The sequence below is a fragment of the Gemella cuniculi DSM 15828 genome, assembly GCF_000425665.1.
In the GTDB taxonomy this organism is placed as follows: Bacteria; Bacillota; Bacilli; order Staphylococcales; family Gemellaceae; genus Gemella; species Gemella cuniculi.
In genome coordinates this window covers 290,274-306,282 of record NZ_KE384432.1, presented here as the reverse complement: position 1 = coordinate 306,282, position 16,009 = coordinate 290,274, and the positions used below count along the sequence as shown (strand labels likewise).

At 26.8% G+C, this 16,009-nt stretch carries 18 protein-coding genes, 1 pseudogene and 1 other annotated feature; of the genes and pseudogenes, 18 read left to right on the top strand and 1 reads right to left on the bottom strand.

Annotation, left to right across the window (positions count from 1 at the left end; genetic code table 11):
* Positions 1–756 precede the first annotated feature (756 nt).
* From H612_RS0107635 to H612_RS0107560, 18 genes and pseudogenes are all read left to right on the top strand, one after another.
* Positions 757–1,083, top strand: a complete 327-nt coding sequence (locus H612_RS0107635; RefSeq protein ID WP_027130905.1) for a hypothetical protein — start codon at positions 757–759, stop codon at positions 1,081–1,083.
* A 218-nt stretch (positions 1,084–1,301) separates the two neighbouring features.
* A complete protein-coding gene (locus H612_RS10415) occupies positions 1,302–1,436 on the top strand; it encodes a hypothetical protein (RefSeq protein WP_281170302.1) in 135 nt (44 codons plus the stop codon).
* A gap of 15 nt (positions 1,437–1,451) precedes the next feature.
* The gene (locus tag H612_RS0107625) at positions 1,452–3,047 is read left to right on the top strand and encodes an ABC transporter ATP-binding protein (RefSeq protein WP_027130904.1); all 1,596 of its coding nucleotides are present in this window, start codon (positions 1,452–1,454) and stop codon (positions 3,045–3,047) included.
* 223 nt (positions 3,048–3,270) lie between these two features.
* Positions 3,271–3,372, top strand: a pseudogene (locus H612_RS10525) (epipeptide YydF family RiPP); the annotation flags it as partial.
* Between the two features lie 185 nt (positions 3,373–3,557).
* Positions 3,558–3,896 (top strand): hypothetical protein, encoded by a 339-nt coding sequence (locus H612_RS09610; RefSeq protein WP_051210193.1) that lies wholly within the window; start codon positions 3,558–3,560, stop codon positions 3,894–3,896.
* A gap of 72 nt (positions 3,897–3,968) precedes the next feature.
* A complete protein-coding gene (locus tag H612_RS09780; RefSeq protein WP_084167259.1) occupies positions 3,969–4,139 on the top strand; it encodes an SPASM domain-containing protein in 171 nt (56 codons plus the stop codon).
* Complete coding sequence (locus tag H612_RS09605; RefSeq protein ID WP_051210191.1) at positions 4,127–4,336, top strand: hypothetical protein; 210 nt, start codon at positions 4,127–4,129, stop codon at positions 4,334–4,336. The genes H612_RS09780 and H612_RS09605 overlap by 13 nt, the downstream gene beginning before the upstream one ends.
* Before the next feature lie 359 nt (positions 4,337–4,695).
* Positions 4,696–4,956 carry a hypothetical protein gene (locus tag H612_RS09340; protein WP_156882805.1) on the top strand — a complete coding sequence of 87 codons (261 nt, stop codon included), beginning with the start codon at positions 4,696–4,698 and terminating at the stop codon, positions 4,954–4,956.
* 76 nt (positions 4,957–5,032) lie between these two features.
* Positions 5,033–5,656 (top strand): ATP-binding cassette domain-containing protein, encoded by a 624-nt coding sequence (locus H612_RS0107610; RefSeq protein ID WP_027130902.1) that lies wholly within the window; start codon positions 5,033–5,035, stop codon positions 5,654–5,656.
* Between the two features lie 2 nt (positions 5,657–5,658).
* On the top strand, positions 5,659–6,375 hold the full coding sequence (locus H612_RS0107605) for an ABC transporter permease (protein WP_027130901.1): 717 nt from the start codon (positions 5,659–5,661) through the stop codon (positions 6,373–6,375).
* A 764-nt stretch (positions 6,376–7,139) separates the two neighbouring features.
* Positions 7,140–7,595 carry a hypothetical protein gene (locus H612_RS0107600; RefSeq protein ID WP_027130900.1) on the top strand — a complete coding sequence of 152 codons (456 nt, stop codon included), beginning with the start codon at positions 7,140–7,142 and terminating at the stop codon, positions 7,593–7,595.
* A 13-nt stretch (positions 7,596–7,608) separates the two neighbouring features.
* A complete protein-coding gene (locus H612_RS0107595; protein WP_027130899.1) occupies positions 7,609–8,340 on the top strand; it encodes a hypothetical protein in 732 nt (243 codons plus the stop codon).
* A 10-nt stretch (positions 8,341–8,350) separates the two neighbouring features.
* Complete coding sequence (locus H612_RS0107590) at positions 8,351–8,674, top strand: hypothetical protein (protein ID WP_027130898.1); 324 nt, start codon at positions 8,351–8,353, stop codon at positions 8,672–8,674.
* Between the two features lie 315 nt (positions 8,675–8,989).
* The gene (locus H612_RS0107585) at positions 8,990–9,802 is read left to right on the top strand and encodes a Cof-type HAD-IIB family hydrolase (protein ID WP_027130897.1); all 813 of its coding nucleotides are present in this window, start codon (positions 8,990–8,992) and stop codon (positions 9,800–9,802) included.
* 69 nt (positions 9,803–9,871) lie between these two features.
* On the top strand, positions 9,872–10,348 hold the full coding sequence (gene rlmH, locus H612_RS0107575) for a 23S rRNA (pseudouridine(1915)-N(3))-methyltransferase RlmH (RefSeq protein ID WP_027130896.1): 477 nt from the start codon (positions 9,872–9,874) through the stop codon (positions 10,346–10,348).
* Positions 10,349–10,351: 3 nt separating this feature from the next.
* On the top strand, positions 10,352–10,537 hold the full coding sequence (locus tag H612_RS0107570) for a hypothetical protein (RefSeq protein ID WP_027130895.1): 186 nt from the start codon (positions 10,352–10,354) through the stop codon (positions 10,535–10,537).
* Between the two features lie 276 nt (positions 10,538–10,813).
* The gene (locus tag H612_RS0107565) at positions 10,814–12,244 is read left to right on the top strand and encodes an alanine/glycine:cation symporter family protein (protein ID WP_027130894.1); all 1,431 of its coding nucleotides are present in this window, start codon (positions 10,814–10,816) and stop codon (positions 12,242–12,244) included.
* Between the two features lie 137 nt (positions 12,245–12,381).
* Positions 12,382–12,599: a binding site (T-box leader), on the top strand.
* 139 nt (positions 12,600–12,738) lie between these two features.
* Positions 12,739–15,378, top strand: coding sequence for a valine--tRNA ligase (locus H612_RS0107560; RefSeq protein ID WP_027130893.1), 2,640 nt, complete (start codon positions 12,739–12,741; stop codon positions 15,376–15,378).
* Positions 15,379–15,775: 397 nt separating this feature from the next.
* Here the strand turns inward: H612_RS0107560 and H612_RS0107555 are convergent.
* On the bottom strand, positions 15,776–16,009 hold a 234-nt coding region (locus H612_RS0107555), incomplete at its 5' end, for an LPXTG cell wall anchor domain-containing protein (RefSeq protein WP_027130892.1).

The window sequence follows — 16,009 nt, the reverse complement described above, 5'->3', positions numbered from 1 at the left end:
TGCCTTTCCTTCTAATAAACTTACATCTTCTTTGTACGAATTACTTCCTAAAAAACCTTCTTTTTCTAATGAAATTAGTTTATTTATATTCCTATTTCACTTATGTGTTTTTTTATTTCTTCCACAATTTATCTCTTTTAATTTTTTACCCTTCTTAAATTATTGATGGTAAATCACCGCCAAAAAACATTGAATGATAAAACTTAACACGTCTTACCTATACAATACCTCATAATCATTTTATTTTCAATGAAAACATTAATGTAAATAATATTTTCATTAAATTAATAAACACTGTAATAATAGATTTACACTTGCCAATTTATATTAATTCATTGTAAAAAGGGACTGACTCCAAAGTCAGTTTAAAAAGCAAAAGATTTGGTAAATTACAACATTCGTATTCAGGACTTGAAAGGGCGTATTAAAGTAATAGGAAAGCAAGAGTCACTAATACAGGATTCTTTAACATATTAAATACAGAAAATCATCGTTGGAAGGGATAATCAAATAATGGTTTATTATATCGTTAAGAAATATGCTTATATTATTATATATTTTATAGCTGTAATTTTTGTGTTGTTATTTGCCAGTAAATCTAAAATCTGTTATGATATAAGAAAAAGTAAAAGGTTTTTTTTATGAATAGATATACAACAGAGTTTGTGGTAAAAAATAAAAAAATCCTATTCTCAATTCGGAATTAAAGAAAGATAATGAATGCTTTACTATTATAGAAAGGGGAATATATTAAATATGAAAAGAAAAACTTATATAATTATTATGTTAAGTATGACGTTTATAATGTGTTCATTAGGATGGATATATGATAATACTAAATATGACGATATAGTAGCTGCGATAGGTTATGCTATTTTGGCGATATGGTTTCTATATACATCCTATTTACTAATAGTAAAAAAAAGTTATAATTTACTAGCAGGTATGACGGAAGAAAAAGCTGCTGAAATAAAAAATAATCCTGAGGAAGAAAAAATAATAAAAACAGCAAAAATTGTAGGGTATATATTTATTATAACAGCGTTAGTACTTTTAGTGTCAGCATGTTTTTTTATTAGATAGATTATTTTTATAAAAGTAAAGATAAGATTACCCAAGTTGCAAATTAGTGATTATACTATTTGTAGAAAAGGGTAATCTTTTTTGATATAATATAAAAGTTAATAAGGGGATACAAATTTTCACCCCCAAATACCCCTTTGCACGCATTATAAAATCAAAAGGAGAAAATTGTATGATAAAAGTTTGTGGTAACAGATATAGCAACGTAAGAAATATGTTTGGAAAATTCGAGGAAAGATGTGTATAATAGACCGGTTAAACAAGTTGATCCATTCTTTTGGAAGGAAGTAATAGGAATCGATGCAGAGTACATTGCTTTTTATGGAGTAATTACAGGAAAAGAAACAAGATAGATAAGGAGGAGTTGCATGATTAAAAATATTTTAGAAGTTATAATATTAAATAAATTAAAATTAAGTATTATGTTTATTTTAACACTAATAGTATCAATAGGGACTGTTTATGTCGTATATGCTCGTGTAGATATTGTTGACACAGTAATATACAAAACAGGTTATCTATGGACAAAAGTGGGGATTATTATTTGTATTTTAATAATAGTAGAACTGCTTAGGGCGTGTCTTAAAATAGTAGTCGCACAATTAGTTAAACAATGGAAAATATATTTAGGTGACAGAATCAGTGAGAATATAGAAACCATGTCTCAATCGGAGTTTAATAAAGTTGATTCTGGTGAACATATGACTAAATATACTTATCAACTCGAATTATTATCTGCGTATTTATTTTCACCATTAACTAATTTATTTAGTTCTATTGTATTATTTATATCATCAGTAGTATTCTTATGGATGATAAATTGGAAATTTGTTATTTTTGCCATATTATCATCAATCGCTATGTTTTTAATAAGTGGTAAATTTGGTAATAAAATCAGAGAAGGATATACAAATTTATCAATATTATCAGGGAAATTTTCAGGTGTTTTGAAAGAATATATAACTGGATATGAGGATTTAAAAAATATTGGTAGAATAAAATTATTCTCAAAGAATGTTAAGGCTAGTCAGATTCAAAAAGAGGATCAACAATATAGCATTTCTAAGCTAATGGCATTTGGCGAATTAACTTTACAAAGTATTGAAAAATTATTTGAATTGTTAATTTTTATCTTTGCAGTTTATTTAGTTTTAAAAAACGAGTTAAGTATAGGTACAATAGCTTCAGTATCCACTATATTAGGAATATATCTTACATCTATCAGTCAATTAGTTGATTTATATATTAAAGTCATAGGAACAAAAGAAATATTAGATAGCGTTATAAAAAAATCAACCATTGAGGAAACTATTTATCCCCATGTCAAAGAGAAAATTGAATTTATAGACTTTAATTATAGTTTTGGTGATAACCATGTTGTTAAAGATTTTAATTTCAACATAAATAAAGGTGAGAAATACGCTATAGTAGGAAAAAGTGGTTCTGGGAAGTCAACAATAATCAAGTTACTTCTCGGGAAATTACAATCTAATTCAGATAAAGTATTAATTGATAGTGTTCCTCTCGAAATACATAACGATATTAATTTTTCAAAGGAAATAGGGTATGTTAGTCAACAAACATCTATATTTACTGGTTCAATAAGATATAATATTGCTTTGGATGAAAATTTTTCAGATGAAGAAATATGGGATGTACTGGAGAAAGTATGTTTAGATGATAGAGTTAAAAACTTACCTAATGGCTTAGATCATGAATTAGAAAACATGGGAGAAATACTATCTGGAGGAGAAAAACAAAGATTAGTTCTTGCTAGAGTCTTAATTAGAAATTATCCAATTTTAATTTTAGATGAAGCAACATCAGCATTAGATGAAAAAACTGCAATACGTATAGAAAGTAACATCTTAGCTGATACTAAATTAACTTTAATAATGATTTCTCATCATATACAAGAAGAAATTAAGAACCAACTAACCGAATGTGTTGAATTAAAAGTTTAGATGAGAGTTATGAACTGCAAAAAGAAGTTGGAAATATTGTTATATTATTATTTATAATTATTATTTATTATACAAGTGAAATATTGACGAAATATATTTTAACCGTTATAATATAAAAAAAGAAAAGGGGATTATATTATGAATTTAAATGTTGATAAAAATATGGAAGTAGAAATGAAGAAAGAGGAGATGGTTATTAGAAGATTTTTCTGATCTAGAGCTTGGTGATTTTAGAGCGGGTTATGAAGAATTAAAAGATATTGATGACTTATGGTATTTTGTAAAATCAGCTAGTCAAGGATGGATAACAGGATCGTGGAGGTAGAAAGTATGGATAATATAACATTAAATATATTATCTAAATGTAATGCAAAATGTGGCATTGTTGTTTTTCGTGTTAACCAAGTTCTACAGATAAATTAGAGGAATATGAAATTTGGGATATCTTAGATTATGCCATAGCTAATTAATGAAATAAAAGAAATAGCGTTAACTGGTGGAGAGATTTTCATGAAAGAAGATCTGGTTTGTGAGATAATAAAAAAAGTATCATCTTCTGGAAAGGTCATCACATGTATAAGTAATGGATTTTGGGGAAGAACTCCTGAAAAAGCGAAACAAAAGTTAGAAAAATTTTGTTCTCTAGGATTAAGACATTTATCGTTGAGTTATGATGATTTTCATGCTAAGTATGTAAATATTGAGTGTATTGAAAATATATTAAATGCAGCGGTTCAATTACCAATTCAAATAAAGTTAAATATGACAGTTACAAAAGAAAATGATGGGATATGGATATTAGATAGATTAAAAAATTCTCTTTTGGGTGTGGCTATAACTAGATTTTAAGCTGCCCCAGTAGGAAAAGCCAAAAATATTCCAGAGGAGTAGCTATATTATAAATTGAATAGTAGTAGATCAATGAAGTGCTCTGAACCGAATTCTGGATTAGTTATAAATTATGATGGTTATGTATTACCATGTTGTTCACCTTTAGTTATTGACAGTTTTTTAAAGATAGGCAGTATAAGGAATTATGATATAACTAAATTAGAGAAAAAATATATAGTAATGTACTTTTGTACATTATAAAAAAAGAAGGGTTAAATTGGTTTATTGAAAGATTGGAAAAAAGAGGGATTTTCAGTTTTTCTGATAAATGGTATACATCATCATGTGAGTTACGTCGTGATTTGTTTATAAATGACGAAGTTGTAAAAATTTTGTACAAGGATATAAAAAAATATCATGAAGAATACTTATCAAAGATTCGAAAATCAAAATTATGAGATAGTAAAAATAGATAATAAATATATAGTAAAAGATAAAAAAATAAAGTTTATTTTGAAAAAATATTATTACCAGGTAAAATACCTTTTTTGTCAGTAAAGTCGAAAATAACTAATAAACAACTTATAATTTACATTGTTGTATTTATTTTATTAATACTTTTAAATTGTATTAATTTTTTTCTAGGTAATCAAAAAAAGAGTATAGTGGGAAAGGGTTTATCATGTTTTTTTCATTGTACTCTTTTCTACAAGTTATATTACATGAATATGGTCATTATATTACATTTAAGATATTTGGAAGAAAAATTTATAAGTTTGGCGTGAAATTTAATTATATTTTTCCTTCATTTTTAAGAATGAACGATGTTTATATGTTACCAAATCAGGAAAAAATAATAGTGCATAGTGCAGAATTATTTATAAATTATGTGATCAATTTACTTGTATTACAAATATCAAATTTAATAGAAGATTTAGTGCTTATTCATGATATAGCATTATTATTTTTATTTCCTTTGTTGGCTAATACATTACCTGTATTAAATTCAGATGGATATAAAATTATGTTAGTTTTTTTGAAATATAATGAAAAAAAGTATATAAAAGAAATAGTGTAGTTGTTAGGATAATAGTAGTAATAAATATAATTTTATCTATTTGGTATATTATTAGCGTATGGAAAGGGTAATAAGCATGAGATTTAAAAATTTTTCTTTGAAAATAGGAAATAAAAAATTATTTGATAATGTTAATATAAATTTTGGTTGTGGTATATCGCATTTGATAGGGAGAAACGGATCAGGGAAATCATGCCTAGTGAAATCCTTAGAAAAAAGATTTGATTATTCTGGAGAAGTATTCGCTACTGATTTTGTAATAATAGCCTCATATAGTAATATTCCTTCAGATCTAAAGTGGAAAGATTTAGAGAGGATGTTAAATAAGGATGAGTATTTTAGCGAAAAATTAAAAAATACATTAAATATAGAAAATATAAATAGAAATATTCAAATATCAAAACTAAGTGATGGACAGAAGCAAAAATTAAAATTATTATTTTATTTAGTGAAAAAACCTAAAATTATTATTTTTGATGAATTCACAAATGGATTGGACAAACAAACTACATTAGAATTATATAAATTTATAAATAATTATATTAATGAATTTAAGGATGTTGTATGTTTAAATATTACACATAATATGGCGGATTTATCGGAGTTAGAAGGGAAATATTATTTAATAGAGAATAATAATATAAAAGAGTATAAAAACAAAGAATTAGTCATTGAGAAATATATAAAAGGAGATATATAAATATGGAATTTAGACGTGCTTTAAATAATAAATTATTTTTATTCATAATTTTATCGTCATATATTATGTTTATATTTGGATATATTTTGTTAAAAACTATAGATAATATAAATCAAGTTAATTATTATCAATTTGTTTTATCAGCATATACTGTATTTACTCAGTTTGGTCCTTTAATAATATCTATTCCTATTATAAATTTTATTAATATTGATTATAAGGAAAAAAATATTATATTTTACAAAACTTTAAATTATACAGTTTTGGAATATTTTTTCAAAAAAATATTTGTAGTATGTTTTTGGTATTTTGTATCTACTATATCGATGTTAGTAATGCTGTCTCTATATTATCAAAATTATCAAAAATTTGAAGATTTTGTAATAATATGTTTTTATTTTATTAGTGTTATTATAAGTACTTTATTGATTTCTGGTATCTTCGCATATTTATTTTCTAATATACTTTTTTCATTTGGAGTTAATATAATTTTTTGGATACTGGGAATAGTTGTGAATAGTATGTTAGGAGGAAGTTCGATTTTTGCTTTCTTTGATGCGACTAATAAGACTTATAAAGGTTTTGAAAAATATTTTTCTACTGGAGACTATAATGTATTAAATATATCAGAGATACTAATATATGTTGTTTCTATTCTTACTTTAATATTAATAGTATTAAAAGTTATGAAAAAATCTTGGATAAAGAACGGGATTTAATTTATGATATAAATTAATTTATTTGAAAATGAAGGTTCTCTGTCAAATATGAGTCATGAGAAAAAATATAATAAATAGAATAGCTAAGTAGCATAATGTTGCTTAGTTTTTTTCTATTATCCTTATTTTTAATATTATCTTTATATTCAGAGGAAGGGATAATCAAATAATGGTTTATTATATCGTTAAGAAATATGCTTATATTATTATATATTTTATAGCTGTAATTTTTGTGTTGTTATTTGCCAGTAAATCTAAAATCTGTTATGATATAGGAAGAAGTAAAAGTTTTTTTTTATGAATAGATATACAACAGAGTTTGTGGTAAAAAATAAAAAAATCCTATTTTTTATAATGCTATTTTTTATAATAAATATAATTAGCAGCCTTCCACTTCCTTATTTATCTAAGATAATTATTGATGATATAATAATACCTAAAAATTATGGAATATCATATAAAATACTGTTAATATTTTTAATTATTATAATTATACAGGTGATAGGTAATTACATTTCTAACTATCTGTCTATTAAGTTAGTACAAAATTATATATATTCTTTAAAAAAATCCTATACAATAAAATTTTCAATTCTAAAATTAAATTTAATAATATTGATAATAGAGGATTAATAACATTAGTTAGTGTAGAAAGCTTTGAAGGTGCTACTTTTAGTTATGATGATTTTGTTAATAACGATAAGATAAAATCTATAAAAGAAAAGACGGGATGTCTTTCAGAAGTTAAAGCTTCTTGGATTTCATTGAAAAATCCAAAAACAATTGAAAAGAGTGGAAGAAAATTGGATGAGAATTATAATTATAAACCTTGTGATGCTATTTTAAATTTTTTAGGGATAAATCCATTAGGAAATGTCATAAATTGTTGTGGTCTTACAATGGAATATATACCATCTATGAAAGCAGGAAAATATAAAAAAGGTACATTAAAAGAAATGTATTATAATAATTTTAATGATTTTATGAAAATATGGCTAAAGGTTAGTGGAGCAGAAAAAATATTATATTTTGCTTATCAAAAAAATAATAAATTAGAGAAATATATTAAAAATATAGTTCATCCATGTCAAGCATGTGCCATAATTTATAGAAATCCTGAAGTTAGAGAAACTTTAAATAATCACTATAAAGAAATAGTAACATCCGTACTTGTAAAGTATGAAAATATGAGGAATAGTAGTTATAATTTAAATATTTAAGGAGGAAACAAATATGTTTAGTAATGATACAATATTTGGAACACCAGACTATTTAGAAAAAGTAAATGAAGAAGATTTCACATTAAATATAGAAAATATAAGTAGTAATAATATAAGTGAAATAATAGGAATATTAGAAAAAACTGATGTATATGAATTAGATAATATTCAAACTAAGTATAAATTGGATGATGATATTATATATGAGTATAAGCTGAAAAAAGATAGAGTACTGTTAGAATATATAAAAGAAAAAAATTATAAAGAGATATACAAGAGGCTGGAAGATTTAGAAGTAATACCAAAACATGATTTATATGAAAATTCATATTATAAAATACTTAAAATAGGAAAAGAGCCGGAAGTTAAACCACAGTCAGTTGTATATGTATTTCCGGTAGCAGGAGTATTTGTTGTTTTTGGAGCCGTATACGCAGTACTTGTTCACAGTGCAGGAGCTGGGGTTAATGTATATGCAGGAGCAAATCTTTGGACACAGGTTAGTATTAAATTTAATGTCTATGGATATAGTATTGAATCTAAATTACTTACTGTTATTAAAGAATTATTTCCTAAGTTTAGTTTTTCAAATATAGACCTAGACAAATATATGAATAAAAAGGAACAGGAAGATTTATTTAAATTTATAATAAAAGAATCCTCGGAAAAAATGAAAAATGAGCTTATTAGAAAAAAATATGAGTATAATTTCTCATATAAAAATCGTTTAGATTTAATAAATTAAGGTAAGTAAAATGACGAAAAAGAAATATATATATTTAACAATAATAGTAGGAACGTTTATATTTATATCTTATTTTTTTATAAGTGATGTGCGTAAATGGGCTGTAATAACTAATGTATTTTTAGCTAGTTTTCTTATATATACATCGTATCTTTTATTTTATAAAAAGAGTTATAATTTATTGGCTGGTATGACGGAAGAAGAATTGAAAAAATCTGAAAGTGATATAGAAATAAGACTTAAGTATGAAAAAGGTGCGAAAATTATGGGGGTAATTTCTTTTATTGGAGGACTTTTTGTACTGTATATATTATACTCGTCTTTGAAATTATAATAATTTTTAAGTTGTTTATAGAATTAATAGCGAAACAAGAACACATGGTCACAGCGTTTGATGAGAAACTGTTCAATACATTAGTTGAAAAAATGGTTATATATACGAAAGATAAAGTAGAAGTCCACTTCAAAAACGGTCAGGTCATAGAAATATGATCTGGCTGTTTTTATGAATGGAATGAAACATTCATTTTATGATATAATATAAAAGATTAACAGAGATGAGAAATAATGAGGGTTGCCTAAATCGTTAAAAAGTGCACACCCTAAATGTCGTTTGCACCCCCCAAGTGATAAAAAAAGGAGATTTTGTATGATAAAATTAGTTGTAACAGATGTTGATGATACTCTTTTAGGTAGTAATCATAAAGTATCAGAAAAGAATAGAGAAATTATAGAAAAATGTAGAAATAATGATATTAAAGTTATTTTGGCATCAGGTCGTCCAGATTTTGGAATGATGAAAATAGTTAATGATTTGAAATTAGATAGTTATGAAAATTATTTGTTGTCATTTAATGGAGCAAAGATTTCTAATTTAAAAACTGGAGAACTAATTTATGAGAAGTTTCTGTCAGCTGATAGAATAAAATTTCTTATAGATAAGGCTTTAGAAAATAATTGCGATATCCTTACGTATCAAAATAATCGTGTTATAACCAATAGTAACAATGAGTACGCACGTATTGAATCTGAGTTAGTAGGTGCGGAACTTATTATTTCTGAAAATATAAAGGAAGAGATAAAAGAAGGAGCAGCTAAAGTTATTATTTTGAAAAATCCTGAAGAAGCAACAATTATAAAAGATAAATTGTCGTTTGAACTTGGAGAAGAGTATGAAGTAGCAATGTCTAAACCATTCTTTATAGAGATAAATGATAAAGGAATTTCTAAAGGTGTATCACTAGATGCTTTATGCAAAAAGTTAGGTTTAACTAATGAAAATGTAATGGCACTTGGAGATGGTTTAAATGATTTAAGCATGATAGAATTTTCAGGATTAGGTGTAGCCGTTGGTAATGCTAATGACAAATTAAAGGAAGCAGCAAATTTTATATCAAAAACGAATGATGAAGATGGCTTTGCATACGCAGTAGAAAAATTTATTTTTGATAAGAAAAAATAAAAAATTAATGAAGGATAGTATTGTTAAAGGTTTATATACTATCCTTTTGATTGTAGAAAGAGGTTTTAGATGAAAGTAACATTAATTTGTGTGGGAAAGATAAAGGAAAAGTTTTATCGTGATGCGATAAAAGAGTATGAGAAACGATTGAGCTCGTATATAAAATTGAACACAATAGAGATTTCTGATGAGAGGGTAAAAGTGGAAAATTCATCAGAAATTTTAATGTCAATGGATAAAGAGGGAAAGAATATTTTATCAAAAATAAAAGATAATCAATATGTTATTACTCTGGAAATATTGGGGGAAAATCTTTCTAGCGAAAACTTTGCAAAAAAAATAAATAATTTAATGATTACAGGCAAAAGTGATGTGGTTTTGGTAATTGGTGGAAGTTATGGGTTATCAGAAGAAGTAAAAAGACGAAGTGATTATGCATTGTCGTTTAGTAAAATGACTTTCCCACATCAAATGATGAGAGTTATTTTATTAGAACAAGTCTATAGAGCATATCGAATAATAACAGGAGCGAGTTATCATAAGTAATAAATGGATAAAATAAGAATTTTAAAATTAGTAAGTATACTGATAAATTTAGTTGTTCTTGAAATGAGTATTTTATTTATTATAATTGATTTTATATCAACTGGGAGTGTTCGGTATAAAGTGAGATATGATAAGTATCTGCTTAATTCAAAATTAGATTATAAAACTTTAAATAGTGAAAAAATATAAATAATATAAAAAATGTAATAGAAAGTCAGCTTTTATAAGTGAAACTGATAATAAGGTTTTTTATAAAAAATAATTTAAAAATAAATTAAGGAAAATATAGTTTAAAAGTTTGTTAGATTTTTGGGAATTAAAATTAAATAAAGTGAAATATTGAGAGATAAAATGATAAATATATAAATATTTGTTAGAAAACTTGACATATATTTATCTAATATCGTTAGTTAAAGTATAATGAAAAACAGAGAATAAAATAATATCGTGAGGAGTAGTGGAATTATGAATGACGTATTGAGTTATTTATCAAGTTTGAATGATTTTATATGGTCTTATTTTTTAATAGGTCTTGTTATTGTTACAGGTATTTATTTTACATTTAGTACAAAATTTGTTCAATTTACTTATATTAAGGAAATGTTTAGGTTAATAACAGAAAAACCTAAGACAGGAAAAGATGGAGAGCAAAAAGGAGTTTCTGCCTTTCAAGCATTTACTATTTCGGCAGCATCACGTGTGGGAACTGGAACTATTGCGGGGGTTGCTATAGCTATTGCAATGGGAGGACCTGGTTCTGTATTTTGGATGTGGATTGTTGCACTTTTTGGTGGAGCATCTTCTTTTGCAGAATCAACTCTAGCACAGGTTTATAAAGTGCGAGATAGAAAAGGTGTTTATCGAGGTGGTCCAGCTTATTATATGGAAAAAGGACTTGGGCAAAAGTGGATGGGTGTTTTGTTTGCTATAGTTATTTCTATAACTTATGGAATTGCATTTAATTCTGTACAAACTAACACAATAGCACAATCGCTAGAAGTCTATAATATCAATCCAAAAATAGCAGGAATTGCGTTATTGATTTTAACTATTTTTGTAATTTTTGGTGGGGTAACTAAAGTTGTAAAAATAACTCAATGGTTAGTTCCGATAATGGCAGTAGTATATTTATTTATAGTTCTTGTTATTATGGTTATAAATTTTGATAAAATTCCAGGTGTTTTAGGGCAAATTGTTAAGTCGGCATTTGGTATTGAACAAGTAGGTGGTGGAGTTATAGGAATGGGAACATCTATTCTTTTGGGAGTAAAACGTGGTATGTTTACTAACGAAGCAGGATTAGGTTCTACACCAAATGCTGCAGCAACTGCTGACAGTACTCATCCAGCTAAACAAGGATTTATTCAAACTCTTGGTGTATATTTTGATACTTGTTTAGTATGTACAGCTACAGCATTTTTAATTTTATTATATCCAGGGATTGAATACGGTAGTGGAAAACTTCAAGGTATTCAGTTAACGCAAGCGGCACTTACTTCTCAAATTGGAAGTATTGGGACTATATTTTTGATAGTAGCTATTTTCTTATTTGGATATAGTTCTGTAATTGGGAACTACTATTATGGAGAAACAAATATTCAATACTTAGTACCTAAAAAATGGGCGGTAAATATTTATCGTGTGATAGTTTGTATTTTTGTTTATATAGGAAGTGTTTTAGATTTGAATTTAGTTTGGGGAATTGCTGATATAACAATGGGAGTAATGAGTTTATTAAATCTTATTGCAATTATCGGATTATCATCAGTAGTTTATGTTGTTTTGAAAGATTATGTAAAACAGCATAAACAAGGAAAAGATCCGGAATTCTATTTAGATAATTTACCAATAAAAATAGATAATGCAGATTGTTGGAAAAGAAAAAAAGAAAATTAAGAATATAATATTTAAATAAAACTGAAGATGAGGAGGCAATAATAAAAAGCTCCTCATTTTTATTTTTTAAATTATTAAAAAATACTTGAATAATTTTTTTAAGTATGATATGATATTAAACATATTTTAATTATAAAATATATGCGATGAGCCGATAAGTAGAAGTTCTTGCGTACCGTAGGATACAGAAAAGAAATCAGTGGTTGAGAGATTTCTCCTAAGCAGGACTTTGAAGTAGACGGTGAGCATTTAGAGTGAACCAAAGTAGCTTTAAACGTGGTTAGAGCGTTAATCTTTTTAAGTGCTAATTGAATTTTAGAATAAAGGTGGTACCACGGAAACTTTCGTCCTTATGTATAGGATGGGGGTTATTTTTTTTACTTGGTTTTTAAAAGAAATTTTTTAATTATATAGTAATTAAGATTTATACAAGCACATAAAAAGTTTTTAAATATTGAAATTAAAACACCAATATTGTTTAAGGAGGAAAATATATGACTAAAATGTCCACAAAATATAACCCAAGTCAAGTAGAAAATAATCGATACAGCTGGTGGTTAGAAAAAGAAGTTTTTAAAGCTGATAATAAAAGTAAAAAAAATCCATATACTATAGTTATTCCACCACCAAATGTAACAGGGAAATTGCATATAGGTCATGCTTGGGATACAACTCTTCAAGATATGCTAACGAGATATAAAAGATTAAAAGGATATGATGTACTTTATCTTCCTGGGATGGATCATGCTGGTATCTCTACTCAAGCAAAAGTAGAAGCGAAAATGAGAGAAGAAGGATTATCACGTTATGATTTAGGGCGTGAAAAATTCTTAGAGCGTGCATGGGAATGGAAAGAAGAATATGCAGGATATATACGTAAGCAATGGGCTAAATTAGGCTTAGGCTTAGATTATTCAAGAGAAAGATTTACTTTAGATGAAGGATTTAACAAAGCTGTTACAAAAATTTTTGTAGATCATTATAATAATGGAACTATTTATCGTGGGGAAAAAATTATAAATTGGGATCCAGTACAAAAAACAGCATTATCAAATATTGAAGTTATTCACAAAGATGTTGAAGGAGCATTTTATCATCTAAAATATTTTCTTGCTGATGGAAGTGGGGATTATTTAGAAATTGCAACTACACGTCCAGAAACTTTATTTGGTGATACAGCTGTTGCAGTTCATCCAGAAGATGAAAGATACCAAAAATATATTGGAAAAAAAGTTTTACTTCCGGTAGTTAATAAAGAGATTCCTGTTATTGCTGATGAATATGTAGAGCGTGATTTTGGAAGTGGTGTTGTTAAAATTACACCGGCACATGATCCTAATGACTTTGAGGTAGGAGAGCGTCATAATTTAGAGCGTATTATCGTTATGGATGAAGGAGCTATAATGAATGAATATGCAGATAAATATGCAGGGATGGATCGTTTTGAATGTCGTAAATCACTTATTGAAGATCTTCAAGAAAGTGGAGTATGTTTTAAAATAGAAAAACATCTACATTCAGTAGGGCACTCAGAACGTAGTGGGGCAGTAGTAGAACCGTATCTTTCTAAACAATGGTTCGTTAATATGAAGCCACTTGCTGATAAAGTTTTAGAAAATCAAAAGGATGTAGAAGGAAAAGTTAATTTTTATCCACCACGTTTTGAAAATACTCTTAATACTTGGATGGAAAATATTCAAGATTGGTGTATCTCACGTCAACTTTGGTGGGGGCATCGTATTCCAGCTTGGTATCATAAAGAAACTGGTGAAATCTATGTTGATACAAATCCACCAAGAGATATTGAAAACTATGTTCAAGACGAAGACGTTCTTGATACTTGGTATTCGTCTGCATTGTTCCCATTCTCAACTTTAGGATGGCCAGATATAAATAGTGAAGATTTTAAACGCTATTATCCAAATAGTTGTTTAGTGACAGGATACGATATTATCTTTTTCTGGGTTGCACGTATGGTATTCCAAGGTTTAGAATTTACAGGAACTCGTCCATTCGAAGATTGCTTAATACACGGATTAGTTCGTGATGAACAAGGTCGTAAAATGAGTAAATCTTTAGGAAATGGTGTGGATCCTATGGAAGTTATTGAACAATACGGAGCAGATAGTTTACGCTATTTCTTAGCAACTAACTCAACTCCAGGACAAGATTTACGTTACTCAACAGAAAAAATTGAAGCTAGTTGGAACTATATCAATAAAATTTGGAATGCTTCTCGTTTCGTGATTATGAACCTTGAAGGTTTTGAATATAGCGATATTGATTTAACTGGGGACAAAACTTTAGCTGATAAATATATCTTAACTAAATTAGCGAAAACTATTGAAGACTTTGAAAGATTATTTGAAAAATATGAATTCGGTGAGGCTAGTCGTATTCTTTACAACTTTGTATGGGAAGAATTTTGTTCGTGGTATATTGAAATTGCAAAAATTTCATTGAATGGAGAAGATGAAGTTGCCAAGAAAACTACAAAATCAATTTTAGTTTATGTATTAGATGCTTCATTAAAAATGTTGCATCCATTTATGCCATTTGTAACTGAAGAAATTTGGCAACATATTCCACATACTGGGGATAGTATTGTGACAAGTGAATTTGCAAAAGTTTATGAGGAGTTTATCTTTGAAGAAGAAACTGAGAATATGCAATTTATTCAAGACGTTATTACTGCTGTGCGTAATATTAGAAGTGAAGTAAATGCACCAATGTCACGAGAAATTCCTATTAAGATTAAATATACTCAAGATAAGATAAAAGATATCTTGTTAAGTGGAACTTCTTATTTAGAAAAATTTGCACGTCCAAGTGAATTAATTATTGAAAAAGAAGTAGTGGCAAGTGAAACAGATATTAGTAGAATTTTATCAGGAGCTGAAATATATGTTTCACTTAGTGATTTAATTGATGTTAATAAGGAAAAAGAAAGATTAGAAAAAGAACTAGATAAACTACAAAAAGAACTAGATAGAGTAAATAAAAAACTTTCTAATGAAAAATTTGTAGGTTCTGCTCCAGAAGTAGTAGTTGCTAAAGAAAAAGAAAAACAAATTTCATATCAAGAACAATACGATACTGTTAAAGAAAGAATAGCAGTTTTAGATAGGTTATAGAATAAAAATAAAAAATCGAGCTTGTATTAAGTTCGATTTTTTACTAATGTATAAAGAGTAAATTGAAGAATAGTTTCTAAATTTAATTGTAAAATTTTATAAAAAGTTTAGAAATGGACATTAAGAACATAAAAAGGGAGTGAGCCTAAAATTTTAATTTCTCAAAAAAGATTTTAGGCTCACTCCTTCCATATGAGTTTATGTCAGGATTCAAATGTAAAGGGATCTCAAGATGTGTAAACACCAGATAAAATAGGTTAGCCATTCTATTAAAAAACAATCTAAAAGTTCTTATTAATTAGAATACATTTTCTGTTTTTGTTCTGTGAATTAATATTAAATTACATAGGATCCTTTTCATCAATCTCGCTTTAAAGTTAATATTCAGTTCTATTGACTAATATTTTTTCCTTTTTAAAAGTACAGTTACAACTAAACTTAATGCAGCAATTATTCCAAAATTGGTAGCATTCTGACCAGTTTTTGCTAAAGTTTTTGTAGCACTTTGTTTATTAAATTCTTTCGTATTAGGTAGATTTAAATTATTATCTTGATTTGTGTCTTGATCTTTACTGTCTTCAGCCTTAGGTTTTTGATTTTTATCTTTGTCTAAAGTTTCAGAGTTATTATC

Excerpts from the sequence above, each read along its gene's own strand:
- H612_RS0107635 (WP_027130905.1), top strand. The coding sequence starts at position 757 with ATGAAAAGAAAAACTTATATAATTATTATGTTAAGTATGACGTTTATA.
- H612_RS0107625 (WP_027130904.1), top strand. The coding sequence starts at position 1,452 with ATGATTAAAAATATTTTAGAAGTTATAATATTAAATAAATTAAAATTA.
- H612_RS09610 (WP_051210193.1), top strand. The coding sequence starts at position 3,558 with ATGAAAGAAGATCTGGTTTGTGAGATAATAAAAAAAGTATCATCTTCT.
- H612_RS09780 (WP_084167259.1), top strand. The coding sequence starts at position 3,969 with ATGAAGTGCTCTGAACCGAATTCTGGATTAGTTATAAATTATGATGGT.
- H612_RS09340 (WP_156882805.1), top strand. The coding sequence starts at position 4,696 with ATGAACGATGTTTATATGTTACCAAATCAGGAAAAAATAATAGTGCAT.
- H612_RS0107610 (WP_027130902.1), top strand. The coding sequence starts at position 5,033 with ATGAGATTTAAAAATTTTTCTTTGAAAATAGGAAATAAAAAATTATTT.
- H612_RS0107605 (WP_027130901.1), top strand. The coding sequence starts at position 5,659 with ATGGAATTTAGACGTGCTTTAAATAATAAATTATTTTTATTCATAATT.
- H612_RS0107595 (WP_027130899.1), top strand. The coding sequence starts at position 7,609 with ATGTTTAGTAATGATACAATATTTGGAACACCAGACTATTTAGAAAAA.
- H612_RS0107590 (WP_027130898.1), top strand. The coding sequence starts at position 8,351 with ATGACGAAAAAGAAATATATATATTTAACAATAATAGTAGGAACGTTT.
- H612_RS0107585 (WP_027130897.1), top strand. The coding sequence starts at position 8,990 with ATGATAAAATTAGTTGTAACAGATGTTGATGATACTCTTTTAGGTAGT.
- rlmH (WP_027130896.1), top strand. The coding sequence starts at position 9,872 with ATGAAAGTAACATTAATTTGTGTGGGAAAGATAAAGGAAAAGTTTTAT.
- H612_RS0107570 (WP_027130895.1), top strand. The coding sequence starts at position 10,352 with ATGGATAAAATAAGAATTTTAAAATTAGTAAGTATACTGATAAATTTA.
- H612_RS0107565 (WP_027130894.1), top strand. The coding sequence starts at position 10,814 with ATGAATGACGTATTGAGTTATTTATCAAGTTTGAATGATTTTATATGG.
- H612_RS0107560 (WP_027130893.1), top strand. The coding sequence starts at position 12,739 with ATGACTAAAATGTCCACAAAATATAACCCAAGTCAAGTAGAAAATAAT.